Source organism: Candidatus Defluviilinea gracilis, assembly GCA_016716235.1.
GTDB classification, from domain to species: Bacteria; Chloroflexota; Anaerolineae; order Anaerolineales; family Villigracilaceae; genus Defluviilinea; species Defluviilinea gracilis.
Map to the genome: position 1 here is coordinate 299,608 of JADJWS010000003.1, position 24,913 is coordinate 324,520.

Annotated in this window: 27 protein-coding genes and 1 tRNA gene; 17 read left to right on the forward strand and 11 right to left on the reverse strand. The window is 51.7% G+C overall.

The genetic code is table 11. The features are described from left to right. Positions 1–34: 34 nt before the first annotated feature. Genes IPM31_15295 through IPM31_15310 form a run of 4 tightly spaced genes read right to left on the reverse strand, consistent with a single transcriptional unit; the run spans position 35 to position 3,265 of the window. Positions 35–1,390, reverse strand: coding sequence for a nucleotide sugar dehydrogenase (locus IPM31_15295; protein MBK9008348.1), 1,356 nt, complete (start codon positions 1,388–1,390; stop codon positions 35–37). Continuing rightward, on the reverse strand, positions 1,390–2,142 hold the full coding sequence (locus IPM31_15300; protein ID MBK9008349.1) for a cytosolic protein: 753 nt from the start codon (positions 2,140–2,142) through the stop codon (positions 1,390–1,392). Before IPM31_15300 ends, IPM31_15295 begins: the two co-directional genes overlap by 1 nt. Then, a complete protein-coding gene (locus IPM31_15305; protein ID MBK9008350.1) occupies positions 2,139–3,032 on the reverse strand; it encodes a site-specific DNA-methyltransferase in 894 nt (297 codons plus the stop codon). The genes IPM31_15300 and IPM31_15305 overlap by 4 nt, the downstream gene beginning before the upstream one ends. Positions 3,033–3,070: 38 nt before the next feature. Next, positions 3,071–3,265, reverse strand: coding sequence for a hypothetical protein (locus tag IPM31_15310; GenBank protein ID MBK9008351.1), 195 nt, complete (start codon positions 3,263–3,265; stop codon positions 3,071–3,073). Between the two features lie 137 nt (positions 3,266–3,402). Between IPM31_15310 and IPM31_15315 the strand changes: the two genes are divergently transcribed. The 16 genes from IPM31_15315 to IPM31_15390 all read left to right on the forward strand — a co-directional run bounded on the left by IPM31_15315 (position 3,403) and on the right by IPM31_15390 (position 18,208). After that, positions 3,403–3,996 carry a hypothetical protein gene (locus tag IPM31_15315; GenBank protein MBK9008352.1) on the forward strand — a complete coding sequence of 198 codons (594 nt, stop codon included), beginning with the start codon at positions 3,403–3,405 and terminating at the stop codon, positions 3,994–3,996. Between the two features lie 26 nt (positions 3,997–4,022). Beyond that, the gene (locus IPM31_15320) at positions 4,023–4,916 is read left to right on the forward strand and encodes an SPFH/Band 7/PHB domain protein (protein MBK9008353.1); all 894 of its coding nucleotides are present in this window, start codon (positions 4,023–4,025) and stop codon (positions 4,914–4,916) included. 99 nt (positions 4,917–5,015) lie between these two features. Next, positions 5,016–5,447 carry a GNAT family N-acetyltransferase gene (locus tag IPM31_15325; protein ID MBK9008354.1) on the forward strand — a complete coding sequence of 144 codons (432 nt, stop codon included), beginning with the start codon at positions 5,016–5,018 and terminating at the stop codon, positions 5,445–5,447. After that, on the forward strand, positions 5,444–6,478 hold the full coding sequence (locus IPM31_15330) for an acyltransferase (GenBank protein MBK9008355.1): 1,035 nt from the start codon (positions 5,444–5,446) through the stop codon (positions 6,476–6,478). Before IPM31_15325 ends, IPM31_15330 begins: the two co-directional genes overlap by 4 nt. A gap of 22 nt (positions 6,479–6,500) precedes the next feature. After that, the gene (locus IPM31_15335; GenBank protein ID MBK9008356.1) at positions 6,501–7,625 is read left to right on the forward strand and encodes a ribonuclease D; all 1,125 of its coding nucleotides are present in this window, start codon (positions 6,501–6,503) and stop codon (positions 7,623–7,625) included. A gap of 1 nt (position 7,626) precedes the next feature. Next, positions 7,627–9,021: an MBL fold metallo-hydrolase gene (locus tag IPM31_15340; protein MBK9008357.1), complete on the forward strand. Its 1,395-nt coding sequence runs from the start codon at positions 7,627–7,629 to the stop codon at positions 9,019–9,021. Positions 9,022–9,047: 26 nt separating this feature from the next. Then, positions 9,048–9,134, forward strand: a tRNA-Ser gene (locus IPM31_15345). 184 nt (positions 9,135–9,318) lie between these two features. Continuing rightward, on the forward strand, positions 9,319–11,445 hold the full coding sequence (locus IPM31_15350; GenBank protein MBK9008358.1) for a WD40 repeat domain-containing protein: 2,127 nt from the start codon (positions 9,319–9,321) through the stop codon (positions 11,443–11,445). A gap of 213 nt (positions 11,446–11,658) precedes the next feature. Next, positions 11,659–12,507, forward strand: coding sequence for a hypothetical protein (locus IPM31_15355; protein MBK9008359.1), 849 nt, complete (start codon positions 11,659–11,661; stop codon positions 12,505–12,507). A 54-nt stretch (positions 12,508–12,561) separates the two neighbouring features. Beyond that, positions 12,562–12,801, forward strand: a complete 240-nt coding sequence (locus IPM31_15360) for an AbrB/MazE/SpoVT family DNA-binding domain-containing protein (protein ID MBK9008360.1) — start codon at positions 12,562–12,564, stop codon at positions 12,799–12,801. Further along, the gene (locus tag IPM31_15365) at positions 12,782–13,174 is read left to right on the forward strand and encodes a PIN domain-containing protein (GenBank protein MBK9008361.1); all 393 of its coding nucleotides are present in this window, start codon (positions 12,782–12,784) and stop codon (positions 13,172–13,174) included. Before IPM31_15360 ends, IPM31_15365 begins: the two co-directional genes overlap by 20 nt. Continuing rightward, entirely contained in the window at positions 13,171–13,992 is an 822-nt protein-coding gene (locus tag IPM31_15370; GenBank protein MBK9008362.1) for an NAD+ synthase, read from the forward strand. The genes IPM31_15365 and IPM31_15370 overlap by 4 nt, the downstream gene beginning before the upstream one ends. Further along, complete coding sequence (locus tag IPM31_15375) at positions 13,992–15,236, forward strand: MFS transporter (protein MBK9008363.1); 1,245 nt, start codon at positions 13,992–13,994, stop codon at positions 15,234–15,236. The genes IPM31_15370 and IPM31_15375 overlap by 1 nt, the downstream gene beginning before the upstream one ends. A 206-nt stretch (positions 15,237–15,442) precedes the next feature. Further along, complete coding sequence (locus tag IPM31_15380) at positions 15,443–15,685, forward strand: hypothetical protein (GenBank protein ID MBK9008364.1); 243 nt, start codon at positions 15,443–15,445, stop codon at positions 15,683–15,685. A 255-nt stretch (positions 15,686–15,940) separates the two neighbouring features. Continuing rightward, the gene (locus tag IPM31_15385; GenBank protein ID MBK9008365.1) at positions 15,941–16,981 is read left to right on the forward strand and encodes a L,D-transpeptidase family protein; all 1,041 of its coding nucleotides are present in this window, start codon (positions 15,941–15,943) and stop codon (positions 16,979–16,981) included. A gap of 3 nt (positions 16,982–16,984) precedes the next feature. Then, positions 16,985–18,208, forward strand: a complete 1,224-nt coding sequence (locus tag IPM31_15390) for a site-specific DNA-methyltransferase (GenBank protein MBK9008366.1) — start codon at positions 16,985–16,987, stop codon at positions 18,206–18,208. On the opposite strand, the gene IPM31_15395 is transcribed toward IPM31_15390, so the two are convergent. The 7 genes from IPM31_15395 to IPM31_15425 form a co-directional block, all read right to left on the reverse strand. Further along, complete coding sequence (locus IPM31_15395) at positions 18,197–18,853, reverse strand: response regulator transcription factor (GenBank protein MBK9008367.1); 657 nt, start codon at positions 18,851–18,853, stop codon at positions 18,197–18,199. The two genes, IPM31_15390 and IPM31_15395, sit on opposite strands and share 12 nt — an antisense overlap. 763 nt (positions 18,854–19,616) lie before the next feature. Further along, a complete protein-coding gene (locus tag IPM31_15400; GenBank protein MBK9008368.1) occupies positions 19,617–20,633 on the reverse strand; it encodes a hypothetical protein in 1,017 nt (338 codons plus the stop codon). Continuing rightward, positions 20,634–22,052, reverse strand: a complete 1,419-nt coding sequence (locus IPM31_15405; GenBank protein ID MBK9008369.1) for an MBOAT family protein — start codon at positions 22,050–22,052, stop codon at positions 20,634–20,636. It abuts the gene before it with no gap. A gap of 169 nt (positions 22,053–22,221) precedes the next feature. Further along, positions 22,222–22,512 (reverse strand): hypothetical protein, encoded by a 291-nt coding sequence (locus IPM31_15410; GenBank protein ID MBK9008370.1) that lies wholly within the window; start codon positions 22,510–22,512, stop codon positions 22,222–22,224. Between the two features lie 16 nt (positions 22,513–22,528). Continuing rightward, positions 22,529–23,008 (reverse strand): GNAT family N-acetyltransferase, encoded by a 480-nt coding sequence (locus IPM31_15415; protein MBK9008371.1) that lies wholly within the window; start codon positions 23,006–23,008, stop codon positions 22,529–22,531. Positions 23,009–23,309: 301 nt separating this feature from the next. Then, on the reverse strand, positions 23,310–23,756 hold the full coding sequence (locus IPM31_15420) for a cupin domain-containing protein (GenBank protein MBK9008372.1): 447 nt from the start codon (positions 23,754–23,756) through the stop codon (positions 23,310–23,312). 16 nt (positions 23,757–23,772) lie between these two features. Further along, complete coding sequence (locus tag IPM31_15425; GenBank protein MBK9008373.1) at positions 23,773–24,411, reverse strand: NAD(P)-dependent oxidoreductase; 639 nt, start codon at positions 24,409–24,411, stop codon at positions 23,773–23,775. Positions 24,412–24,502: 91 nt separating this feature from the next. On the opposite strand from IPM31_15425, the gene IPM31_15430 reads away from it, so the two are divergent. Continuing rightward, positions 24,503–24,886 carry a helix-turn-helix transcriptional regulator gene (locus IPM31_15430; protein MBK9008374.1) on the forward strand — a complete coding sequence of 128 codons (384 nt, stop codon included), beginning with the start codon at positions 24,503–24,505 and terminating at the stop codon, positions 24,884–24,886. The last annotated feature ends 27 nt before the right edge of the window (positions 24,887–24,913 follow it).

Genomic DNA, 24,913 nt, shown 5'->3' on the forward strand with positions numbered 1-24,913 from the left:
GTAATTGGTAAATGAGGATTAGAGAATTAGAGAATTAGAGAATTGGAGAGTGGAGATTAGGGGCTGGAGATTTGTTATCGCCTAGGCGGTGGAGGACGAAGCCGGTAGATTGCCATTGCTCGGGTTTCCAAACGTTGACCGTGTCAATTGCGATCCTTGCTTTGGTTTTGGACGCAATGCTGACGGGATTCAAAGTGCGGAATTGAGAATGGCTGACGAGCAGAAGGATCGCATCCGCGTCTTTGAGGGCGGAATCAAGATCGGATGCCATGTCAACGCCTTCGAGTTTTGCGTTTGGGGCAAAAGGTTCCCACGCATGGACGATGGCTCCTTCTTTTTGAAGGAGGTGAATCACTTCAACGGCGGGGCTTTCGCGCAAGTCGTCCACGTCGGGTTTGTAGGCGAGTCCGAGGGCGGCGATTTTTTTGTTTTTCAATTCGCCGATTGCCCGCCTCACTTTTTCCACAACAAAATTTGGTTGCTCATCATTGACTTTTCGCGCTTGATAAATGAGCGAAGAAAACTCCGGCGCGGCTTCGACAAAGAACCACGGGTCAACGCTGATGCAGTGACCTCCAACGCCGGGTCCCGGGTTGAGGATGTTGATGCGCGGATGCAAATTGGCGAGTCGAATCGCTTCCCACACATCTACGCCGAATTTTTCAGCGAGCCGCGCGAACTCGTTGGCGATGGCGATGTTCACGTCGCGCGTGGTGTTTTCCATGATCTTCACCATCTCGGCGGTGGTCGCGTCCGTTTCGTGGATCTCGCCTTTGACGAACGTGGCATACAAATCGCGCCCGGCGCGCGCCGACTCCGGCGTGACGCCTCCGATGACACGGGCGTTGTCCACAAGTTCGCGCAGGATCTGCCCGGGCAGGACGCGCTCCGGCGAATAGCACAGGTGGAAGTCGGTCCCTGCTTGAAGGGTGGAGCGAGTCAAAATCGGCGCGACCAGCTCGACCGTCGTGCGAGGCGGCGATGTCGATTCGAGGATGACGAGGTTGCCCTTCCGCAAGACGGGCAGGATCGCCTCGGTCGCCGACGTCACCGCGCGCATGTCCGCGAGTTTGAATCGGATTCCGTTGTACTCGCCGAATTTTTCATGCTGAAACGGAGTCGGCACCGCGATGATGAACGCGTCGGCTTCGACGGGCTGGCTGGATACCGTTAGCCTGCCGGATTTGATCGCCTCTTCAAAGAGGCTTTGAAGCCCCGGCTCATGGATGTGTATTTTGCCCGCTTGCAACGATTCCACCACGCGCGGATTGACGTCCACACCGTGGACTTCGATGCCATGCGTGGCGAACATGGTGGCGGTGGGGAGACCGATGTAACCGAGACCGAGAACACAGATTTTTTTAAATTTCACTAAGACTCCACGAAAAATTAATTTGCTTCCGACCGATTGTAATTGCCGCTATTGTATTGAACCAATTTAACCCAATCGAGTTCCCCGGTCTTGGCATCGAAAAAAGTATTTCCCATCTCAATTGAGAATCGGGAAATAATTTTGTCGCGTTCCTTTTCAAAACTTTCGTTGTGTTCTCTGGCGCGATGTCCAATCGGTTCGATAATATCGGTATAGAGATCCAGATTTTCGCTAATGAAATACCAAAAGTTTTGACCCACGATCTTCATGTATCCGCGGATGAACGCTGTTTTTGTTTTACCATAGCATATCCCTAAGACCGATTGAACATTTAGATTTCGCCTAGCTTGTTTTAGTCGCGCTGTCGCCGTCTGCAAGTCTTGCTCAAGTTTGCTTTGTTGAGAACTATTTCCCCAATTTGGACCCGATTTTATCGAGACAACATAATGCGTGTCGTTATTGAAAAACTCCAAATCCACTCCTTGCGCTGTTGATTTATGACCTCCGCAGGTCCTCTCTGCAACAAAAACGGCTAGCCCTTCCAGGAAATCTCCGAATAATTTTTCTTCGGAGGATGACAGAAACGCGGAAAGCAGATCCCGCACAAGCAACTCTGGAGTTCGTAGATTTTTTGCCTTGAAAAGATACGGATTTTTCGTGAGCAGTTTCTCAAGCCTTAGTTCTTCCAAAGATTTTATTCGCCTTCTATGAAAGTCAACAACATGATCGTTAACATATTCCTTGACATCGTCTAAATTCAATACATTCACTTTTTACCCGTCTTTCTGCGTTTGCCGTTCTTTGCAACGATATAGTTAGCCTTTTTCTCGGCAATTGCGGGCAGTCTGAGTTGGCTTTCCCCGATTCGTTCTCTGGAAAGAGTAACGTACTCGGAATTGATGTCAATCCCCACAAAACTCCTCCCTAATTCAATAGCAGCCAATGCGGTTGTGCCCGAACCCACAAAAGGGTCTAATACAATATCGCCGGGTTTGGTGAAAAGTTTGATGAACCATTTCGGCAAGTCTAATGGAAAAACGGCGCTATGATTCTTGTTTCCAGTTTCTGTTGCCATGTGAAGCACATTGGTAGGATAGACCTTATCTCTTCCAACCCAATTGGAAACATTTTTCCCGAAACCGCTCCCCGCTCTTGATTCATCTCTTGTTTTGTCAGTGTCGCTCAATTTGGCGAGGCGTTCTTTTGCCCAGGAACCAACAGGAACCATCACTGTTTCCTGGTACATTGCAAAGTTTTTGCCCTTGTTGAATTGAATCAATCTTTCCCAATTATCACGGAAGCGGTTAGGCCACTTTCCAGGATACGAATTCTTTTTGTGCCAAATGAATTCTTCCGTCCACAGCCATCCTTGCTCTCGGGCTTTTGAAATCAAATCAATCACATAGGTGTGACGTTCGCCATCCACAACCCTTTCTTTGATGTTCAAGATGAATGTGCCTGTCGGTTTGAGAACACGAAAGAATTGGGCGGTCTTAGGCAGGAACCACTCTACATAATCATCTGGCTTGATCCCGCCGTATGTTTTTGCGCGTTGATCCGCGTAGGGAGGCGATGTAAAAATTAAATCAATACAATTGTCGGGAAAACCGCTTAGGATTTTCTCGCAATCCCCAAGAATAATTTTATCTATGAAATTCATTGCCTGTAAGTTCTGGCCACGATGCGGAATCGGCCTTTTTAAAGCTGAAAAGCCTCGTTTTGAGCCATTTTAATTTCTTTAATTTGGAACTTGTATTCCTGTCTCTCTTCTTCAGAGGATGAGTCGTTGCAATTCCCAAGAAAAAACTCTGATAATTTTAACGCTTCTTCGAGGGTTTGGGCTTCAATTGTGACGGCAAAATAACGGGCGAGTCCAACTTCAAAGGTCGGCACGGCATATTTCTCCTTGCATCTGGTATAGGGTTATTCTAACCTAGAACGATTCCAGCGTGAAATTGCGCAACGCGCCAGCCCAGGCTGCGTAGAATAATCAAAACCGCTATCTTGCTGTATAATGAAATGGAGGAGTCATGGAGTTTCTACTTGATCCCGATGTCGCGTATCTCTTTTTGCTAGGCGGAGTATTTCTTGCGCTGATGGCTATCGCCACGCCGGGCACGGGGTTCTTTGAGATCGGCGCGTTCTTCTGCTTCGCGCTGGCAGGCTATGCCATCTACAATCTGTCCATCAATGTTTGGGCGCTGATCGTGATCGGTTTGGGTATCGTGCCATTTGTGTACGCGCTTCAAAAACCGAAACGTGAATGGGCGCTCGCGCTTTCGATCCTTTTGCTGATCGTCGGCTCGGTGTTTATGTTTGCGCGCGAGGGCGGTTTGCCGGCGGTGAATCCGCTCGTGGCGGTGATCGCTTCCGCGCTGACTGCCGGGTTTGTATGGATCGCCACGCGCAAAGCGATGGAAGCCTCATTTGTCACGCCGACGCATGATCTGGGAGCGTTGATCGGCTTGGAAGGTGAAGCGCGGACAGACATCCACGAGGAGGGAAGCGTGCAAGTCGGCAAAGAGTTGTGGTCGGCTCGCAGCGAGAGTAAGATCAAGGCGGGGAGCAAGATTCGCGTCGTTCGGCGCGATGGGTTTGTCGTTGTTGTTGAAAAGCAGGAATAAATAATCATCACAAAGGAGTAACTACTATGGAATTACTTACCAGCAGCGCCGTATGTTTAGTTGGCGCGATCCTCGTCATCGGCTTGGTCTTCCTAGCCAATGCCATACGGATCGTTCCGGAATATCAACGTCTCGTTGTCTTCCGTTTGGGTCGCAGTGTCGGACCGAAAGGACCAGGCATCGTGTTGTTAATCCCCGTGATCGACCGCGCCGTCAAAGTGGACCTGCGCGAACAAGTGCGCGAGGTGCCTCACCAGACCTCGATCACGAAAGATAACGCGCCGATCTCGATCGACTTCCTGTGGTACTACAAAGTGCTCGACCCCGCCGAATCGGTGTTGCAGGTCGGCAACTTTGAATCGGCCGCGGCCGGTATCGCGGCAACCACATTGCGCGCGGTCATCGGCGGTATCCCATTGGACGACGTGCTTTCGGAACGCGAACATATCAACAATATGCTCCGCACGCGTCTCGATGAAGTGACCGAACGCTGGGGCGTCAAAGTGACCAACGTCGAAATCCGCGAGATCATCCCGCCGCGCGACGTGCAGGATGCGATGAACCGGCAGATGTCGGCAGAGCGTATCCGCCGCGCCGTAGTGACCGAATCCACAGGCACGCGCGAAGCGGCCGTCAACGTGGCGGAAGGCGAGAAGCAGTCGAACATCCTGCGCGCCGAAGGTCAGAAGCAATCCGCCATCCTTGCGGCGGAAGGCGAACGAGCCGCCCAGTTGTTGCGCGCCGAAGGGTTTGCCCAAGCCCTCGAGCAGATCTTCAACGCCGCGAAAGCCGTTGACCAGAAGACGATGACGCTTCAATATTTTGAAACGCTCAAGTCCATCGGCGCAAGCCCCTCCACGAAGTACATCTTCCCGATGGAGTTCACGAGTATGTTGGATAACTTCCTGGGGAAGAAGTAGGCGGGTAGATAGACAGTCACGCTCGCATGTAGAAATGTGAAAGTAGAAAGTGGAGTTGCGTCTTTCCACTTTCTACTTTCTTTTTTAGAAAACGCTCCCATGGAAATCCTTCCCGCAGGCATCCTCGATCTCAACTCGCTCCGCAAACTCGAACATGCTTGTTTTGACAAAGACGCGTGGTCGCTGTTCGACCTGATCGCCGTTCTTTCATGGCCCGATGTGGTTCGACTCAAGGCGATGGACAACGGCAACATGATCGGATTCGTGGCGGGCGACACGCGTCCTTCTCAAGGGGCGGCTTGGATCTCCACCATTGCGGTTCATCCACGCTTCCAGCGACGCGGCGTGGGGCGGGCGTTACTGCTGGCGTGCGAAGCGCAAGTCAAAGCGCCGAACATGAAGTTGACCGTCCGCGCGTCCAATCATGGGGCGATCGCGTTGTATGAAAAAGAAGGCTATCGCACGATTGACATCTGGAAAAAATATTACAACGACGGCGAAGATGGGCTGGTGATGGAGAAGACGTTGTGAGCGCGTCGGTGAAACGATTGCCTGAGTTTGAGGTTGCGCGAGCGATTTCCATTGTGCTGTTGTTGATCCATCACAGCGGGTTTTACAGCCTTGAATTTTCAGGAAAAACTTTGCAGGTGTTGTCTCCCTATCTGGAAGCGTTCTTGTTGGGATGCTTCTTTTTTATTTCAGGGTACTTCATGGAATTGTCTCTGCAAAGGTCGGGCGGAAACGTCCATGCCTTTCTCCGATCTCGGTTGATCAAGATTTATCCGCCTTACCTGATTGCATTTGCCTTGTATGTTTTTGTCTTGGGTTTTGGGTTCAAGTCAAAGTTCGATGTAGCGGTCTGGCTGGCTGGACTACAATTCATTTTTTCGCCGAGTTTGGTAAAGCCGCTTCTCACGCTTTGGTATGTTGGCGCGATCCTTCTCTTCTATGGGGTTTTTCTTGTATTGTGGAAGGTCGCTCCAAAAGTAAGATCATTGCTCATCGTTTCGGTTGTCGTGTTTATTCTTGCTCTCATCCTTCATCGAACAACTGAATTGCTGGACGTTCGTTTCTTTAAATATTTTTTTGTATTCCTGACGGGATTGCTTCTTGCAAAACCGAATGTGTCTGGCGGCGTTTTGTCTGGGCAATGGATGATGGGAAAAACCGTTCTGGCTATCTTGGGGATTTGGCTCTTTTCGCTTGCCCTCCGCGCAGAGGCTGACCCCGCTTCTCTTTTTTATATCGCCGTTTCCTACATGTTCATCGCCTCGAATGTCATCTTGCTATTTACAGTCGTAGCAAAATTGGAGATTATCTCTCCGTGGGGTTGGGTGACTCGAATTTCATACGCATCCTATTTTGTGTATTTATTTCATCGCCCATTCTGGAAAATCCTTGAAGGTATCTTCCCTGTAGAAGGATTGCAGAATCAGATCTTATTCAGGATGCTACCGTCGTCGCTGACTGTGCTGGTTGTATGTTATTTTCTCCAGCAATTTTATGATTTTCTGTTGGGGAAATTCAAACGCCAAAGTCGGGGGCTTAATTCGGCGGTTTGAGTTTACAATACCGTTGTTCCTTATGTCCGAATTCCTTGCCCCGCCTGTTTGGGTGAACACAGATCAATCGCTCCGCAAGATGCTGGCGGATTTATCGTCACAGCCGCGCATTGCGGTGGACACCGAGTCGAACAGCCTGCACGCCTATCGCGAGCGCGTGTGTTTGATCCAGTTTTCGACGCCGAAGCACGATTACGTGGTTGACCCGTTCGCTTTTTCCGACCTTCGCCCGCTTGCCCCGATCTTCAACGACAAAAAAATCGAGAAAATATTTCACGCCTCGGAATACGATTTGATCTGTCTGAAGCGCGATTATGACTTCGAGTTTCGCAACCTGTTCGACACGATGCAAGCCGCGCGCGTGTTGGGGTATCCCGCTGTGGGGTTAGACACACTGCTCGCCGAAAAATTTCAAATGAAGATCGATAAACGCTATCAAAAAGCGGATTGGGGCGCCAGACCACTCACGTTGGCTCAAATCGCTTACGCCCGGCAAGATACTCACTACCTCTTCATCCTGCGCGATTTGATGGAAACGGAATTGCGCGAAAAAGACCGCTGGGAGCTGGCTCTCGAAGATTTTGCGCGCGCATGCAAAGTGGATGACGCGAAAGAAAAACTCAACGGCTCGTCATGGAAACGATTCGGCAGTCGGAAAGGCGTGAGCCTGCGCGAGTTGACCGTCCTTTCGGCATTGTGTCACAGCCGCGATCACATCGCCGAGAAACTCGACCGCCCGCCGTTCAAAGTGATTGACGATAACTTGTTGCTGGAGATCGCGAAACGAATGCCGGAGAAAGACGTTGATCTTGCGGATATCGGTTTGAGCGCGAAGCAAATCCACATGTGGGGCGGAGAGATGCTTGCCGCGGCGAGGCGCGGGGCGGCGGCTCCGCTGGTGAAACTGGACCAGCCTAAACGTCCGAGTGACGCGGTGTTGAGGCGGGTCGAGAAGTTGAAGGCGTGGCGGAAGAAAGTCGCGCAGGAGTTGAAGGTCGAGTCGGATATCGTCTTGCCTAAACTCTATCTGGGTCTGTTTGCGGAGCATCCGCCAAAGACCCTGGGCGAACTCGAAGAAGCGATGAAAGAGTCGCCGAGACGATTCCAGTTATACGGTATGCAAATTTTGGGTTTATTCGGAGGCTGAAATGCAAATTCATTTTCATGGCGCGGCGCACACGGTGACGGGAAGCCAGCATTTGCTGGAGATTAACGGGCATCGGCTCTTACTGGATTGCGGGCTGTATCAAGGGCGGAGAGAGGAAACCTATTCTCGAAACCTGAACTTTATGTACGACCCGCGCACAGTGGACGCGGTGATCTTGTCTCACGCGCATATTGATCATTGCGGCAATTTGCCGAACTTTGTCAAGAAGGGTTATGAGGGCCCGATCTACGCGACTCTCGCAACCGTTGATTTGGCGACGTTGATGATGGCTGACTCGGGCCGCATTCAAGAATCGGATGCGGAGTTTGTGAACAGAAAAAATTTGGAACGCGGCAAGCCGTTGATCGAACCGCTGTATACCGAGGTGGATGCGCAACACGCGGCTGATTTGTTCCGCGGCGTGAATTACGGTCAGCCGTTCGAGCCGATCCCCGGCGTGATTGCGAAATTTGTGGAAGCGGGACACATTCTCGGTTCTGCCGCTGTTTCACTGGAGATCGAAGAAAAGGGGAAGAAAACCCGCTTCTGGTTTTCGGGCGATATTGGGCGATTCGGTTTGCCGTTGTTGCGCGACCCGGTCATGCCTGACCCTGTTGACTATTTGTTGATGGAATGCACCTACGGCGACAAGAAACACAACGACCCGTCTGCCGCGTTCGACGAATTCCGCGATGTGGTGAGGCGGACGATCAAGCGGAACGGCAAAGTGATCATCCCCGCGTTTGCGGTGGGGCGCACGCAGGAACTGGTCTATCATCTAAACACGATGATGCACGACGGCGATGTTCCGCATGTGCCGGTTTTTGTGGATAGTCCATTGGCGGTGAACGCGTCGCAGATCTTCATGCGACATCGCGAGGTGTTTGACTCGGAGACGCTCAAGTTCATCGAAGAGGCGCGCCACCCGGCGCTCAATTTCAAGATGTTGACGTATGTTCACTCGGTGGAGGAATCGAAAGCGTTGAATAAGCGCACCGACCCGATGGTGATCATCTCCGCTTCGGGCATGGCGGAAACCGGGCGCATCCTGCATCATCTGCGCAATAATATCGAAGACCCTAAAAATACGGTGTGCATTGTCTCGTGGCAGGCGCCGTACACGCTGGGGCGCCGAATCGCCGACCGGGAGAAGCAGATCAAAATTTTCGGCGAACCGTATTCGGTCAAAGCCGAAGTGGCGACGATCGGCGGCTTGTCGGGTCATGCGGGGCAGGATCTGTTGGTGAAGTATGCGACCACAGTCAAGAAGACTGCCAGGAAGATATTTCTTGTGCATGGCGAGGAAAAATCCGCCACGCCATTCATGGACATTCTCGCATCGCAGGGAATGCACGACGTTTTTTACCCCGACATGCACGAGAGCGCCGAATTATAAGTTATAATCTCCGCCGCACGAAATACGGGAAGGTGCCAGAGTGGTTGAATGGGACAGTCTCGAAAACTGTTGTGGGCTCCGGTCCACCGAGGGTTCGAATCCCTCCCTTCCCGCCTTACAGACCTGACAGGTAAAGTCAGGTCTGTATTTTCTTAACAGCCTTGTGAATATGCTTCGATCCTGTCGAAGATAAAATGGTCATAGTAGCAGGACTTACGCAGTTGGCGGGCAGTTGTACTGCCGCCGCCGCAGTGCAACTACGGCGCAACAGGTTCAACTGCGTAAGTCCTAATTAAATTGAAGGAAACCATGCTCAAATCTCTCCTGACAAGAATCTCCATTCAGTTGATTGTGTTCGCCGCTCTTGCAACTTCTTGCGCGCCTCAAGCCATTGTTGCTCCAACCCAAAATACGACGCCAACCGTCGCTGAAACGATCCTACCGCCCGAACATCAGGCTACTCCATTGCCTGCGCTTACGGCTTTGCCTGACGCTCCCCCGTCGCTACCCGATAACTCTCTGGCTTTGCCGGCCACCGCGCCCTTGCAATGGCCCACACAGCCAATTACTTTGGAGAATGCAAAAGACATCCAGGAGTTACATCGTTGGGGTCGCGGAGATGTGCAACGCCTCAGACAACTTGAACGAAACCCGGAGCAATTTCTTGTCCAGACCCCTCTTGGAGTGTATTTATATCAAGAGACCCCTCCTTATGTTCTTGCCTTTATGCCGGATGCGGATGAATTTGCCGTATCGGACAATGAAAATTTGTTAGCGGTGAGTCTCAAAACTGGCGATGTCCAAATTTGGGATTTGGAAAGTAAATCTCTAGTTACGACCTATGCGCATTCGTTCCCGGAGGATATCGTCAAGAAAATCGAAGACGATAAACTCCTCCCTTTTTATGTGGGCGGAATGGCATTTTCGCCCGATGGTTCTGAAATTGCAGTTGGATATGCGGACGGCACAGTAGAACTCCGCCGGATCGGAGAGCCAGCCCCATACCTCGCCCTAAAGCATGATTCCTTCTCCTTGTGGCAAACCGATATTGGCTTGATCTACCAACTCAGCTATTCTCCCGATGGAGAGACACTGACTGTCTTCAAATTTGAATCATATACCAATGCGAATCGAATATCTTTTTGGAGTCTACCGGAAGGGAAATTGATCTCGCTGAGCGAGGCGGGGCGATATTACGATTTTGTTCAGCCTGCCTACCTGCCTGATGACCAAACCTTGCTTGTGCTATCCAGGGAGGACTCGTATCTTTTCCTGACGTTGTGGAACGTTCTCACAGGTGAAAAAATGGGGAGATTTGGCACAGACCTTGTTGAAATCAATTCTACCAACCTGTCGCAGGATGGCAGTGCAATCACGATTCTGGGCTCGGATAGTGAAATGAACTTATATCGTATTGTGCGAGAACTACCGGGAGGTAAACTGATCGAAAAGGAGAAACTGAACGGAACATCCGGCGATGAAGAGTTGGAGCAGATTGGAGACTTCCTTTTGGAACAGGGTCACTACTCCAACGTTTGGGGCGAGGAGGATGATTTCAAAGTCGCCCAGGTTGGCATGATCGGCGATCAGGCATTTCGCTTATTGGGAGAGTCTCATTGGTTGACATTTCCCGAAGGAATTAGGCAACCCCTAAGTATTCCTGACGCCGTTTCTAGCCCATATATTGATATTTCCAATCAGTCCGTTACCTGGTGCGAATCTGGAGGGTTGTACATTCTTGATAAACATGGCAATGTAACCAAGATGATTGAAGCATTGCCGATTCCCAACTGCGACGGCGTTATCGTTAGCTCCACCTCTCGGTACGCGGTGATATGGCGTGATACAGCGCAATATTTGGTCAATCTTGAAAATGGAAAATCGAACAGCCTGCAACTCGGGATACCATGGGACCCCAAAATTCTTTCCGCGAGATTTACTCAAGATGATAAGTTTCTAATTACCAGCGCGGCGGGAGGTATTGCCACCTGGCAGGTCGATCCCCCGCAGAAACTCGCAATGAGCGATGCGAGTCTTTATTCCGGCAATAATATCGAAATCGTCATTTCGAGCGACGGCGCTTTTGTCGTTACGCTGGATGCCGGCACGAAACTACAGTTGGACCAAACGAGTCAGATTAAGGTTTGGCGATTTGAAGATGCTTTTATTTTGCGTCGAATTAATCTACCTTTCACCGACAAAGTTCAGCCGAAATTCATATCATTCGCATTATCGCCAGACGATAAGATGATTGCCAGCGGAGACAATTTTGGTGGAATTCGCTTGTGGAGCGTTGAACGCGGAGAAGAACTGGCGCTCCTCGAATTCGACTATCAGCCTGTCGATCTAACTTTTACTCGCGACGGCTCCGGCTTGATCGTTGTTCTGGGCGATGGCACATCTCGTTTGATAGGGATCCCGTAACCATGATCAAAACCCGATAAGTAGTATGCTCAAAAGGAGTTGTCATGATTCTGCGCGGGGGTGGGCGGATTTCATGGAAAACCCATTTATACACCCGCGTTAAACCGTGTTGTCCGTGAATTCCGCGTCCAAAAAATTCGTAGCCAGGGAAATTCCCAGAAACCGGTAATTCACCTTTTCGGGTTTCCCCTGTTTGATGGTAAGATTCTCGCAATGAAACTCAACCTCGCGCTCGCGCAAATCGCCACCAAACTGGGGGATGTCGATTCGAATCTCGACAAGCACCTTGAATTCATTCAACAAGCAAAATCGCAAAAAGCGGACTTAGTTGTCTTCCCCGAACTTTCACTAACGGGATATGTGTTGCAGGATTTGGTCGCCTCAGTCGCGCACACGCCGACGGATGGCGATCCTGTTTTTAAGCATCTTCTCAACGAATCTCGCGACCTGGATATTGTGGTTGGATTCGTGGACGAAGACTCGCGCCACCGCTTCTACATCGCCTCTGCCTACCTTTCAGGCGGACGCGCCATCCACGTTCATCATAAAGTGTATCTTCCAACGTATGGACTCTTCGATGAAGGGCGGTTCTTCGCCTGGGGGGATGCTGTCCGCGCCTTCGACACGCGCTTCGGACGGGTCGGCATGTTGATCTGCGAAGATTTCTGGCACGCCTCGCCGCCTTATTTGCTCTGGCTCGACGGCGCGGACATTATGCTGTTTTCATCCGCTTCGCCGGGGCGCGGTCTGACCGACAAGGAAAAACTCGAGTCTGCTCGTTGGGTGGAGCGCGTGAGCAAAGCCTATGCCAGCATGTTCACATCGTTTGTGGCGCATTGCAACCGTGTCGGCTTTGAAGACGGGTTGCTATTTTGGGGCGGCGCAACGATCAACGACCCGAACGGCGAATTGCTCGCGCAGGGTCCATACTTTGAAGAAGCGTTGACCGTTTCTGAACTTGACCTCAATCAGTTGCGCCGCACGCGCGCGCGGCTTCCGCTTTTGCGCGATGAACGGACAAACCTAACTGTTTCGGAGTTGCAGAGAATCCTGCAAAAATAGAGTTTGACTTGTGAAATTCAAATACGCCTTGTATAATCTTCGACGAGGTTAATTATGGAAACTACTCTAACAAAACGCGGACAAACCGCAGTTCCGGCAGAAATTCGAAAACGATATAAACTGAAAGAGGGAGATACACTGGCTTGGATCGATGATGGGAATACGATTCGAGTTGTATTTCTTCCTGCCCATCCGGTGAAAGCGCTGAGGGGTTCCGGCAAGGGACACAAATTGACGGAACGACTACTTGCCGAGCGTAGGGCGGAATATAAATATGAAAAAGTACGTTCTTGATACTTCGGCGTTGATGGCTTATCTCGAAGCAGAAGAGGGATTCGATAGAGTGGAAAATATTCTCGCTGACGAGGAAGTGATCTTGCCATTCATTTCCCTGATGGAACTGTACTATATCAGTTTACAGGAACAAGGTCAGACTATAGCAGACCAACGACATGCCGCGTTTCGACGCTATCCTGTTATCTGGCAGTTCGATGAACAGACCACATTGACCGCGGCGCGATTGAAGGCGGCGAATCGGATCTCATTCGCCGATTCGCTGATCGCCGCAATTGCAATTCGATATGGGGCGATACTTATCCACAAAGATCCTGAATATGACGAGTTAGCGGGGCAGTTGGAAATGGAAGCGCTCCCATACAAAACATGATTGATCTAACTATCAACACCGATGTCGCTCATCAAATCCTGACAGGCTTCATCAAAAGCGAAGTGACCCGCGTGGGATTCTCCCGCGCGGTGATCGGCTTATCAGGCGGTCTTGATTCGGCTTTATCGTGTGTCCTCGCCGTTGAAGCATTGGGACGCGAGAATGTGCTGGCGGTGCGAATGCCCTACAAATCATCCAACCCCGACTCGCTGGCTCATGCCGAACTGTTGATCGAACAGTTGGAAATTCCCAGCAAGACCATCGAAATCACAGAGATGGTCGACCCATTGTTTGCCAACGACGCGGAGATTACCAAACTCCGCAAAGGCAACATCATGGCGCGCGAACGGATGATCGTTTTGTATGATCAATCCGAAGTTTTCAAAGGGTTAGTTATTGGCACGAGCAACAAGACCGAAATTCTGCTTGGCTACAGCACGCAGTTTGGCGATGCGGCGTCGGCGATGAATCCTATTGGAGATTTGTACAAGACACAGATACGTCAATTATCGCGCGCGTTGAATATTCCCGCGCCTATTATTGACAAACCCCCTTCAGCCGATTTATGGGACGGTCAAACCGATGAAGGGGAGCTAGGCTTCACGTATGAAGAGGTGGATCGGCTGTTATATCTTCTCGTTGACCATCGCTACAGTCCGCAAGAATGTGTGGAAGCGGGCTTTGACGAAAAATTTGTGAGCGGGGTCGTGAAGCGCATCCAACGGATGCAATACAAGCGGATGCAACCGCCTATTGCCAAATTGAGTAATCGAACTATCGGATACGACTTTTTATATTTGCGCGACTGGGGAACTTGATGTTTTATCTTCCGCCCGCTCTCACTCACCGTAAGTTTTTTTACTTGTGGCTGGGGTTGCTGATATCTGTGGCAGGTTCGCAAATGCAGTTTGCGGCGATCCATTGGCACGTCCGCGAATTGACCGGCGAACCGAATCCGCTGGCGCTGGGGGGCATCGGTTTGGCGCGTATCCTGCCTGTTTTTATTTTTTCCATCCTCGGCGGCGCGGTGGCAGATAATTACAACCGCCGAAAAATATTGCTCCTCACCCAGTCGATCGCGGCGTTGCAGGCGGCGGCGCTTGCCTACCTGACGATTACGAATCAAATTACTGTGTGGCATATCTACCTATTGACAGCCATCCAAGCCGCGACTATGGCATTCGATCTGCCTGCCCGTCAGGCAATGGTGCCCAATTTGGTTTCTCGCGAACATTTGCCCTCGGCATTCAGCATGAGTTCGGTGGCGTTTAATACCGGGGCGATCGTCGGCCCGTTGTTATTTGGCGTGATCCCTGAAGGCGGGCAGGGATTTGCCTACCTGTTCAACTCAATTTCCTTCCTCGCCGTCATCCTTGCCTTGTTCTTCATGGGCAACGTTCAACAAGATTTGAATCGCGCGGGCGGCGTCAACGTTCGCTCCATGTGGGACGGCGTGAAATTCATCTTCACTCGTCCGTTGATCCTCTCCACAATGATGATGGATTTTGTTGCCACCTTTTTCGCTTCCGCAAACACGATGTTGCCCATCGTTGCCCGCGACATCCTGTTCGTAGGCAAGGCTGGGTATGCCTGGCTGGTCTCATCTCAGGCGATCGGTTCTGTTGTGGCTGGCATAATCGTTTCCCAGATCAAAGAACTGAGAAAACAAGGACCCTTGTTCCTCACGGCAGTGACCCTGTTCGGGCTGGCGACGGTTTGGTTTGGATTGAGCAGAACATTCATCCCCGCCATGGTTGCGTTGTTGTTCATCGGGGTGGGAGATGCCGTCAGCACAGTGATCCGCAATACCATACGCCAGCTCCAAACCCCGGACCACATCCGCGGCAGGATGACAAGCGTGAATCAAATTTTCTTCATGGGCGGTCCCCAGCTAGGGGAGGTCGAAGCGGGCGTTGCCGCATCCTTGTTCGGCGTTCCGTTTGCCATTGTCAGCGGCGGAATCGGGTGTATTGTTGGGATGTTGCTTATCATCTGGAAGTGGCCCCAACTCATTTCGTATAACGGAAACGAGCCGACTCTGGCGACTGCGCCGGCCGATTGACAGCTACCTTGCGATTCCCATACGATTTGCCGCCGTCATCCTTTTTGGTGTTGACTCGCACTTTGATTGAGGCTATACTGCGGGTAACGAGGTAAATGCCCTATGCGAGCAGATGTTTGCGAGGCAACAAAAGACCACCCAAAAGCACGCGACGTGTTCGCGTGCTTTTTTATTTCATACTTCAAACCCTGAAAGGAGATTGAACAATGGACTATGGAATGATCGGCAAACGCGAGAAAGCGCACAGGTACGCCGAGGAACGCCAGCGGTTCCTCTTCAATAAATTTGAGGTTACTTTTCACGGCGATAACAACAACCATCAGGTGAAATTTGACGGCGGCACGTATTCCTGCGATTGCGAATTTTTCGTCACCCATCACCGATGCGCCCACACGATGGCGCTCGAAATCCTTCTGAAGGATATGGTGCCGGAAACGGTCGAATCCTGATTTCTGCCTGATTCTGCAACTCGACTGCCCCCCGCCCCGGAGGGCAGTTTTTCTTTCGTAACTGAGGTTACACCATCCTGAAGTGGTAGATGAAAACCAAATCTGACTCGCGAAAACCCTCGCGACGTTCTGCGTCAGGTAAGTTCGTAAGGGTAGTTTTCCTGAGCCCGTCTAAACGCTAACACCTCTTGCAAGCTGACCTGAAAATTTAATGAGAGGATTTTAAAAACCCGCGTTTTCGATTAGAATTTTACGATGCAAAAAATTTCACGACGCGATTTTCTCAAACTAGGCGGCGCGAGCCTCGGCGCTTTCGCATTTTCTCCAGCGTTAGGCGTCTTGTTCAATTTTGATGATAGCGACCTGATTCGCGTGGCGACCACATCGGTGAGTGTGTATTCAAAACCCAGCGACGAAAGCTCGATCGTTTCCACGTGGTATCGAGACGACCTGCTGCATAGCCTCGGCGAAGTAGTCGCTAAGGAACCCGAACATAACCCGGTCTGGTATCGTGTGTGGGGAGGCTATATCCATCGGGCAAGGCTCCAAAAAGTAAAGATATTATTCAACAAAACGCTGACTTCGATAGAGGAAGGCACACCGCGGCTAGCGGAGATTACCGTCCCCTATTCCCAGCCCTGGCGCACCAGCCAGGCATTCGGCTGGCAACAATTGGGATTCCGCCTCTACTACGGCTCTGTTCACTGGATCGAAGCGGTCGAGCCTGGTCCGAACGGCGATCTGTGGTATCGCATCTACGACGATTTGACGGGCTTCCCCTACTACGTAGACGCGATGCATTTGAGACCAATTCCGCTTGAGGAATTGACGCCAATCACACCAGAAATTCCCGTCGAACAAAAGCGCATCGAAGTGAACCTGACGACCCAAACCCTGACGGCGTTCGAATACGACAAGCAGGTTTTGAAGACCAGTATCTGTTCGGGCATCCCAAATGGTCCGCGCGACGCGAATGGCATCCCCACCAAAACCCCGGCGGGAGATTTTCGCATCATGGATAAAATGCCCAATAAACACATGGGCAACGGGAATCTTTTTGCAGATTTCACCGATTACGAACTCCCCGGCGTTCCCTGGACGTGTTTTTTTACAGACAAAGGACATGCCTTCCACGGCACCTACTGGCACGAAAACTATGGCGTGCCGATGAGTCGCGGTTGCATCAACATGCGCACCGAGGAGGCTAAATGGTTGTTCCGTTGGGCAAAACCGGACCATCAGATCGGCAAAACGTACAATCGCGGTTTCGGCACGCTGGTGCGGATCTACTACTAGACCATGCCTGAGTTAATCTGGCGGGACAAACAACTCGCAATTCCCAAACCCGAATCACTGGTCGCCGATTCGATTATTTACCCGGGCGGGAACGGATACCCAACGGCAAAATCCGCTCAGCGGTTAATTTGGGGCGATAATCTGACGGTGATGGCGTCGCTTCTTTCAAGCTATGAAGGCAAAATCAATCTGGTGTATGCCGATCCGCCTTTTTTCACGAATAAAAGGTTCCTGGCGCGTATAGGCAGGGGGGAGGATTCGCGCAAACCGCAAAACTGGAAACTGGCGGAGGGCTATCACGATTCGTGGAAAGATTTAGATTCGTATCTGGATTTTCTTTACCAACGCCTTTTTTTGATGCATAGACTGCTCGCTCCTAACGGAACGCTTTACCTCCATCTGGATTGGCACGCCGATTCGTATGCCCGCCTCCTGCTCGATGAAATTTTCGGACCTGGGAATTTCCTGAATGAAATTATTTGGACGTATCACGGTCCCTCGCCGATCAAGCGAGCCTTTAACCGCAAGCATGACACGATTCTGGCTTACGTCAAAAGCGGGGAGTACACCTTCAATGCCGATGCCGTTCGCGAACCCTACAATCAAAATACGGTGAAAACCTTCGGGTCGTCGCGCAAAGCCGGTTTTGGAAAAATTCCAAATTTAGCGCGCGGCAAAGTGCCGGAAGATTGGTGGTACTTTCCTGTGGTGGCGCGCCTGCATAAGGAGCGCACGGGGTATCCCACACAAAAGCCCGAAGCCTTGTTGGAAAGGATTGTTCTCGCCTCCTCGAATCCGGGCGATATCGTTGCGGATTTCTTTTGCGGTTCAGGGACAACCTCTGTGATCGCCGAACGTCATGGGCGAAAATTCATTGCCTGCGACGAATCGTTCCGCGCAATTCACGCTTCGCGTAAACGACTCGCGAATGGGACACAGCCTTTTTCATTGGAGCATGATTCGAATGAGGCGTTTTCAATCGCGCCGCCGACTTCGACCACGAGAATAACTCTTTCCGATCATTCAGTCGCGCTGGAGACAAAACTCGGCGTGGACTATTGGGAGGTTGATCCGAATTGGGATGGGGAAACGTTCAAAAGCGCGGCGCAGGCTTCCCGTCCGAACAGAAGCGGAGAGGTGTCGCGCGAGTTAAAAATAAAAATCGGTCGCAGGGTTTGCGTCCGATTCGTCACAGCACAAGGTCGTTGCTATCAACTACACGTCTAGCCGATAGCCAACACCGCGAATGGTCTTGAGGAATTTGGGGTTATTGGGATCGAGTTCGATGGCGCGGCGCAACCATGAGATGTGAACATCCAACGTGCGCGTGTCGCCGGTGTAATTTGTTTCCCAGACTTTTTTGAACAACGATTCGCGCTCTACGACTTCGCCGTGTTTATCCATCAAAATGTGAAGCAGGGTGATCAAGCGGGGGGTCAGCTTGGTGCTTTTCCCGAGGCATCGTACCCTGCGGTGTTCGATATCGAGACGGATCGGACCTACGCTGACAAGATTGTTGCCGTCACCGGGCATGAGCGCCTTGACCCGGTTTACCAATTTTTGCGCGGTGAACGGGAGGGCAAGCACGGCGTCGGCGAGGTTTTTGTCGACAGGTTTCTCTTTTGCCAGGATGAGGATGATCGGGACTTTTTGATCTTTCTTGCGCAGAGAAAGGCAAATGCGCACGCCTGTGCTTCGCAGGGAGGCGGCGTTGACGACAACTACGACAGGATTGATTTGTTTGAGCTTGGATGCGGCTTGACTTCCATTTTGAAAGGAACGAATATCAAATCCCTTCTTTTGCAAGTCGTTTGCAAAAGAAGGGATTTCTGCATGTCGTCCTTCGATCACGAGAAGTGTCGCTTTTTTCATTGGAATAAGTCTGATGATAATTTCAAACGTATGGGTTGAAAATTACAAAGCCATTATACCTTAATCTTAACAAAAGCCGTTGTTTCGTCTTTTAAGGTAGCGCCGATTAAACTACAACTTCGTCATCTTATCAAGATGCAATTTGTTCTTTAGGGTTCGTAACAAAACTAGCCACCCGACAGTTTGGTTTTTGGACGCAGAAAAATGCAGATGGACGCAGATTTTTTTGCAAGCCATTCTGAAAAATTCATCTGTATCAACGTTTTCAGCGTTCACACCGCACTGGCGCTCGGCGCAAGTGTCTGCGTCCCATTTTATTAAACTTTCAGGTAGGTAGTAACAAAATAACCCCCTGATAGGGATACGGCCGCGCGAATGGGCTCGCCAAATACTCTTGTAAGTTCGTCGCTGGTTTCCCGGGCGTTTTTTGGGAGTTGTTGCCGACAGCAGTTTTGCCGTGAGTGGCTTGCTTTGGCTGACAGTTGTCAAACAAATTTTATTCTCTTGCGCCATTTTCAGACAGCGCCCTTTTTTCCTGAAATCCGAAAGGTTCTGCGCCTTCGGCCCATTGACCGCTTTTCTCCCTCTACGCGCACCTTCCTGACCGTACCTTTTGGGTAAAGTCCAGCTAAGGATTGGTCGCAGCGCAAGACTGCAAAGCATCTCGCGCGATAGGCGGTTCTTGCGTAAGAGCGACATCAATGTCGTATTACGAGAACTGAATTGACTTCCACTGCCTAACATCGTTAGTCATGGAACGACCCTACCGGTTGGGGTCGATGAACTTGAAGAGGTCGTCCAGATATCGTTCGGCAAATTCAATGACAACCACATCGGGTTTTTGTTCGTCCACCCACGATAAATTCCAGATCCCGCCGCCGCTAAAATTTTGGATGAACATCCCGTGGTGGAAATGTTCGCCCAGCATGGGGTTGACATTGAAAAAGTAGGAGTCATGATAGATAACGAGATTCGGCAAGGTCTCATCTGGGTTATAGGAGAATAACAATTTGCGTCCGCCGAGGTTGATGGTTTTGTAGGAAGTGGCAAGGTCAAACTTGGGAGCGAGCCGGAGTTTCGACTCGGTCAACGAGGTGACGCCGATCACGTTGGCAAGGTCGAGCGACTCAGGCTCCAGCGCCTGCTCTGCGAAATCTGATAATGGGCGCGGGGAAAGATTCGGGTGGGTTTCGCTCAATCGCTCCATCAACAGGGAATACGCCAGATATGCGCCGTAGTCGTTCCAATGCGTGTCGGTGGCGAGGTAAATTTCCCGTTCGGTTTTGGCTTGCAGAAGGGCTGGACGAAGATCGAGAATCTGAGTTTCGCCATGCGTGGAAAGATAGGCGGCAACTTGGTCCAATTTCGATTGGGATCCAATCTGTGGGATTTGGGCGGGCACGCGCTCGGGGTAAATGGTATTTTTACTCGGCACGATAACGACAATCAGCGTGATGCCGCGTTCGGCATAGGTTGAGGATAACGAATCCAGGTTGGCTTGAAATTGCGCCAGCGATTCCTCTGTGAACGATGCGGATTTCTGGTACACATCGAGGTCGCCCTCGGCGGTGTAGACGAGCCAGCCGTCGTCGCCGACGAGGACCTTGGGGAAGACGCGGTCGCCGAGGGTGAGACGCAGGTTGGACGTCAGCGCGATGAGGCGCGAGCGCGCATAGAAATTCTCCTCGATGGCGTAGGGGTCGAGGACGAGAGTCCGCAGGGGGAGGAGGAGCATCCCAAGAAAAATGGCGATGAGTAGTTTGGGATAATGACGCGTCATCTAAAATCCTTCGTAGATGCCGGGGGTGAAGCCGTTCGCCGCCATCATGCCCACGGACAGAATGAAGAGGGCGATGATGAGAATGTCGCTCGCGAGGGTTCGCGCGAATGAGTGTCGCCCGTCTTTTTGAAAATGAAAACCAAACGGCAGGGCAAGAAACAGACCCGCGAGCAGGGCAAGGAGGAACGATGGTTCGATCAACGGGAGCGGGCTCGTATCATGAAATGGAAGCGGGAATGGGGGTTGAACCATGCCGCCTAGCACGCGCAGATATTGGAATGCGTATTCAAGACTCGGCGAGCGGAAGACGAGCCATGTGAACAAAATAATCGTCAGCGCGTAGAGATGGCGGACCGGCTGGAATGTTTTTTGCAACCAACGGTTGAGGAAAAGATTTTCAAGCGCGATGAAGAAGCCGTGAAGCAAGCCCCACGCCACAAAGTTGATCGTGACGCCATGCCACAAACCTGTGAGCAAAAAGACGACGAGGATGTTCAGTGATTGACCGATGACGGGAATCCGTTTGCGCTCGAGGGGGAAGAAAACATAATCGCGGAACCACGTGGAAAGCGAGATGTGCCAGCGCCGCCAAAAATCGCCGATGGATTGCGCGAGGTAGGGGAGGTCGAAGTTTTCGACGAAGCGGAAGCCCATCATCCTGGCGAGTCCGATCGCCATGTCGGTGTAGCCTGAAAAATCGAAATAAATTTGCAGGGTATAGCCAGCCAATCCCAGCCACGCATACGCGGGCGTGAGCGCAGGCGTTGGCAAGTTGAAGACCGCATCCACGGTGACGCCGAGCGCGTCGGCGATCAATATTTTTTTGGCGAAGCCTTTCAAGAAGCGACGGATGCCGTTTGCAATCTGATCCGAGTCTATGGTTGGGTTGGGCAACTGCGCGGCGACGCTCCGATAGCGGACAATGGGACCGACGAGCAATTTCGGGAACATCAACACATAAAACGCGAAAGCAATGAAATTCTTTTCGGGTTGAACCGCGCCTTTGCGAACATCGACGAGATAAGAAATGAGTTGAAAACTGATGAAGGACAAGCCAAGGGGAAATGTCAACGAATCGAGCAGGGTCGTTAGACGGGCGGGGAAGAATCTCTCCAGTCCGAAAAAGAGCGCGTATTGATAGGCGGTGAACAGTTTGAAGAAGGCGAGCGCGCCGACGTTGACGAGCAAACCGAGAGGCAGAATCCATTTTGAGAAGCGGGAGGCGAACAGACGCGCGAGCGAGTAATTAGCGACAATCAACGCGGCGATGAAAACCAGATTGACCGCGCTCCCCCACGCGTAGAAGAGTCCGCTGGCGAGAATCCCCAGCGCGGGACGCCAACGCGGTTGGGCAACGAAATAGGCGATGAGGAAGAACGGGAGGAAGAGAAATAGAAAGAGGGCGGTGTTGAAGTTCATGGCGAAACGCGGCAATTATAACGGAGAGGGTTTCGCGTCGTATATCTTGGTACCACTTGTTTGATACGCAGGTTTCACGGAACACGCGGACATTAATGATTTTCCCGCGCCTCTCGGGATACTGCGCGTCGGCTGTGTCGAAATAGTGAAGTCGGACGTGTTTCGTTTTTTATCTGCCGATCAACAGCACAGTTCCCTCTTCCCATTTCAATGTGGACGAGGGCGACTCTTGCTTGCGGATTTGTTCCGCCATCTCCTTCACGATCTCCATGCGCCGCCCCGCCGCCCAGGGGTATGCCTTATCCCATTCCGCGTCGGTGTTCGGAAACCAGATGATGGCGAACGTTCCAGGTCCGCCGAACTCCCAGTAGAACTCGCACGTTCTTTTGTTGAACAAAGAGCCTTCGATGTATTGGATCGTGCCAGAACGTCCTTTTGCGATCATTTTGACTTTTGCCATTTTGACTTTCCTTCGATCATTCCGAACCGCCCAGCCAATTTTTCCAAATCCCCGGCGTCGAATCGGGGATTGCTACTGCGCCAGCGACTTTGGTATAGAATTCCTGCGGACCCGCCCAGCCGACAATGGCATACCCGTAGCCTTTGATTTTCATTTCCACGAGACATGCCAGCAGTAACGCTTTGCCGATTCCCTTTCCTTGCATGGATTCAAGCACGCCCATCGGACCGAACAAGCCCAACGCCGCCGTGTCGTAACAGGCAAAGCCGACCATGTTGCGCCCGTGTTGGGCGATGTAACTGGATGTGGGAGCGCGCGAGAAGCTAACCTCCATCTCGGTCGCCCAACCATCATAGAAGTGTTCGCGCACCCATTTCACAGCGAGGGATTTTTCAGTGCCGATCGGTTTGCGGATCGTGATGCCGGGCGCGACAAGATTCGAAAACGTGGATAGCGTCTCCGGCAGGTCGTAGAGTTTTACAAGCATATCGGTCATGGAGGCTCCTGTCTCGCTAGAAGTATACCTATGCGCCGATTACTTTACACGTTCAAAATTGGGACGCAGATTCACGCTGAAAACGCAGATTTTTCTTTCTTTCAGATCAGTGAAATCAGCGTTTTCTGCGTCCATCAGGCATGGTGCAAGATAATCAGCCCATAGGTCTGATTATCTTACAAATTCAAAATCGAGACGCAGAAAAACGCGGACGAACGCAGAGGTTGAAAACTTCCGCGCGCATCCGCGCTTGTCCGTGCCCAAGTAACATTCTGTGAGGTAATCAGATTCTTACACGCCGCTAGACCACGTTGAAATCGCTCATCTTGCGGATGCGGTCTTTGACTGCCGGGTCTTTTAATTCTTCGGCTGTGTAGTTCATCTTGAAGTCCACTTGATCTTCGTAGCCGCCGGGTTCGTAAATGAGCATATTGCGGCTGTCTTTGCCGCCTACGACTCTCACGCTGTGGACGGTGTTCGGCGGGACGTAGAGCGCGTCGCCCGCGCTGAGGATGCGGGTCTCGCCTGCGACCGTCCACTCCACTTGACCATCCAGCACATAAAAAGTTTCGGAGTGATCTTTGTGAAAATGCGGCGGCACTTCAAAGGTGGACAGCCAGCGCGAGATCATGATGGTGTAGCGGTTTTCGCTTTGTTTCGTTGTGACGACGAGCTCCATGTCCGTCACGCCGTCCTCCTCGAAGGAGGGGCGTTTGCCCGCCATGGAAAATACGTGTTTTGCGCTCATGATTTTTTCTCCGATGTTAGTACGCCACAGTGACGCGCTTACGGATGAAGCGCGGCGTTTCGATTTCATTGACCAGCGCAACGGCAAAATCTTCGATGGAGATGGCGCTGTTTCCCTGCGCGTCCACCAGCAGACGGTTATCGTCGCCGATGCGGAAGACGCCGGTGCGACTGCCGGGGGCGATTCTGTCGGCTGGGCTGAAGTACGTCCAATCCAGGGTGGTGTTCTGGCGATAGGCTTTCAGCGCGTCGCCGTGCGCGCTGGCGAACGGTCTCCAGTCCGGTGGAAATTGGGGGCTATCCATTAACAAAAGACCGGGCGACACTTCCAAGCTTCCCGCTCCGCCCACGATCAGCAGGCGATTCATTCGAGCGGCTGATAGCCCTTTCATCAGGGAGTTGGCGGCGTCTGTCAATGTGCCGGGCGCGGAAAAATCGGGCGCATACGCGCTGACAACGGCGTGGTGACCGGCTACCGCAACAGCGACGTTGTCCGCGTTCAGCACGTCGGCTTTGTGAAAGGTGAGGTTGGGGTGGGAGGCGTCTCCGCTTTCAGGATGGCGAACCAGCCCGGTGACGGTATGACCGCGCGTCAGCGCTTCCTGTGTGATGACCTTGCCGATGTTCCCCGTCGCGCCAAAGATGGCTATTTTCATATCTATTGCTCTCCTTGTGATAAATTTTGGTCACTATAATAGACTAACACTCTTATCGCAAGCAGGCACTTTGGAGTGATATACTTACCGCATGGAAACCAGAATTACAAATGGAAATGTGTATAAGAAAGCCTGCCCCACCCGTTTGGCGTTAGACCGCATCGCAGATAAATGGACGACTTTGATCGTGGGGCTGTTGGATGGCGGCCCGCGCCGTTTCTCTGAATTGAAACGCGAGATCGAGGGGATTTCGCAAAAGATGCTGACGCAAACTTTGCGCGATTTGGAACGCGACGGACTGGTGACGCGCACGGTGTACGCGCAGATTCCGCCGCGCGTGGAATATGCGCTCACGCCGCTGGGGCAAACGCTGTGCGAGCCGATCGCCGCCATCCGCAAATGGGCGGAGATGAACATCAACGAAGTGGTTGACGCGCAGTTGATCTATGACGCGCAACGCCCCGGAAGTTCGTGAGCCTTCCCTCTGGTTTGACCCGTCAGT

What these genes read in the sequence shown, in the direction of transcription:
- IPM31_15390 (MBK9008366.1), top strand. Translation starts at nt 16,985, where the DNA reads ATGCCTGAGTTAATCTGGCGGGACAAACAACTCGCAATTCCCAAACCC.
- IPM31_15365 (MBK9008361.1), top strand. Translation starts at nt 12,782, where the DNA reads ATGAAAAAGTACGTTCTTGATACTTCGGCGTTGATGGCTTATCTCGAA.
- IPM31_15325 (MBK9008354.1), top strand. Translation starts at nt 5,016, where the DNA reads ATGGAAATCCTTCCCGCAGGCATCCTCGATCTCAACTCGCTCCGCAAA.
- IPM31_15305 (MBK9008350.1), bottom strand. Translation starts at nt 3,032, where the DNA reads ATGAATTTCATAGATAAAATTATTCTTGGGGATTGCGAGAAAATCCTA.
- IPM31_15395 (MBK9008367.1), bottom strand. Translation starts at nt 18,853, where the DNA reads ATGAAAAAAGCGACACTTCTCGTGATCGAAGGACGACATGCAGAAATC.
- IPM31_15355 (MBK9008359.1), top strand. Translation starts at nt 11,659, where the DNA reads ATGAAACTCAACCTCGCGCTCGCGCAAATCGCCACCAAACTGGGGGAT.
- IPM31_15360 (MBK9008360.1), top strand. Translation starts at nt 12,562, where the DNA reads ATGGAAACTACTCTAACAAAACGCGGACAAACCGCAGTTCCGGCAGAA.
- IPM31_15385 (MBK9008365.1), top strand. Translation starts at nt 15,941, where the DNA reads ATGCAAAAAATTTCACGACGCGATTTTCTCAAACTAGGCGGCGCGAGC.
- IPM31_15405 (MBK9008369.1), bottom strand. Translation starts at nt 22,052, where the DNA reads ATGAACTTCAACACCGCCCTCTTTCTATTTCTCTTCCTCCCGTTCTTC.
- IPM31_15430 (MBK9008374.1), top strand. Translation starts at nt 24,503, where the DNA reads ATGGAAACCAGAATTACAAATGGAAATGTGTATAAGAAAGCCTGCCCC.
- IPM31_15420 (MBK9008372.1), bottom strand. Translation starts at nt 23,756, where the DNA reads ATGAGCGCAAAACACGTATTTTCCATGGCGGGCAAACGCCCCTCCTTC.
- IPM31_15340 (MBK9008357.1), top strand. Translation starts at nt 7,627, where the DNA reads ATGCAAATTCATTTTCATGGCGCGGCGCACACGGTGACGGGAAGCCAG.
- IPM31_15315 (MBK9008352.1), top strand. Translation starts at nt 3,403, where the DNA reads ATGGAGTTTCTACTTGATCCCGATGTCGCGTATCTCTTTTTGCTAGGC.
- IPM31_15415 (MBK9008371.1), bottom strand. Translation starts at nt 23,008, where the DNA reads ATGACCGATATGCTTGTAAAACTCTACGACCTGCCGGAGACGCTATCC.
- IPM31_15375 (MBK9008363.1), top strand. Translation starts at nt 13,992, where the DNA reads ATGTTTTATCTTCCGCCCGCTCTCACTCACCGTAAGTTTTTTTACTTG.
- IPM31_15380 (MBK9008364.1), top strand. Translation starts at nt 15,443, where the DNA reads ATGGACTATGGAATGATCGGCAAACGCGAGAAAGCGCACAGGTACGCC.
- IPM31_15370 (MBK9008362.1), top strand. Translation starts at nt 13,171, where the DNA reads ATGATTGATCTAACTATCAACACCGATGTCGCTCATCAAATCCTGACA.
- IPM31_15320 (MBK9008353.1), top strand. Translation starts at nt 4,023, where the DNA reads ATGGAATTACTTACCAGCAGCGCCGTATGTTTAGTTGGCGCGATCCTC.
- IPM31_15410 (MBK9008370.1), bottom strand. Translation starts at nt 22,512, where the DNA reads ATGGCAAAAGTCAAAATGATCGCAAAAGGACGTTCTGGCACGATCCAA.
- IPM31_15335 (MBK9008356.1), top strand. Translation starts at nt 6,501, where the DNA reads ATGTCCGAATTCCTTGCCCCGCCTGTTTGGGTGAACACAGATCAATCG.
- IPM31_15425 (MBK9008373.1), bottom strand. Translation starts at nt 24,411, where the DNA reads ATGAAAATAGCCATCTTTGGCGCGACGGGGAACATCGGCAAGGTCATC.
- IPM31_15400 (MBK9008368.1), bottom strand. Translation starts at nt 20,633, where the DNA reads ATGACGCGTCATTATCCCAAACTACTCATCGCCATTTTTCTTGGGATG.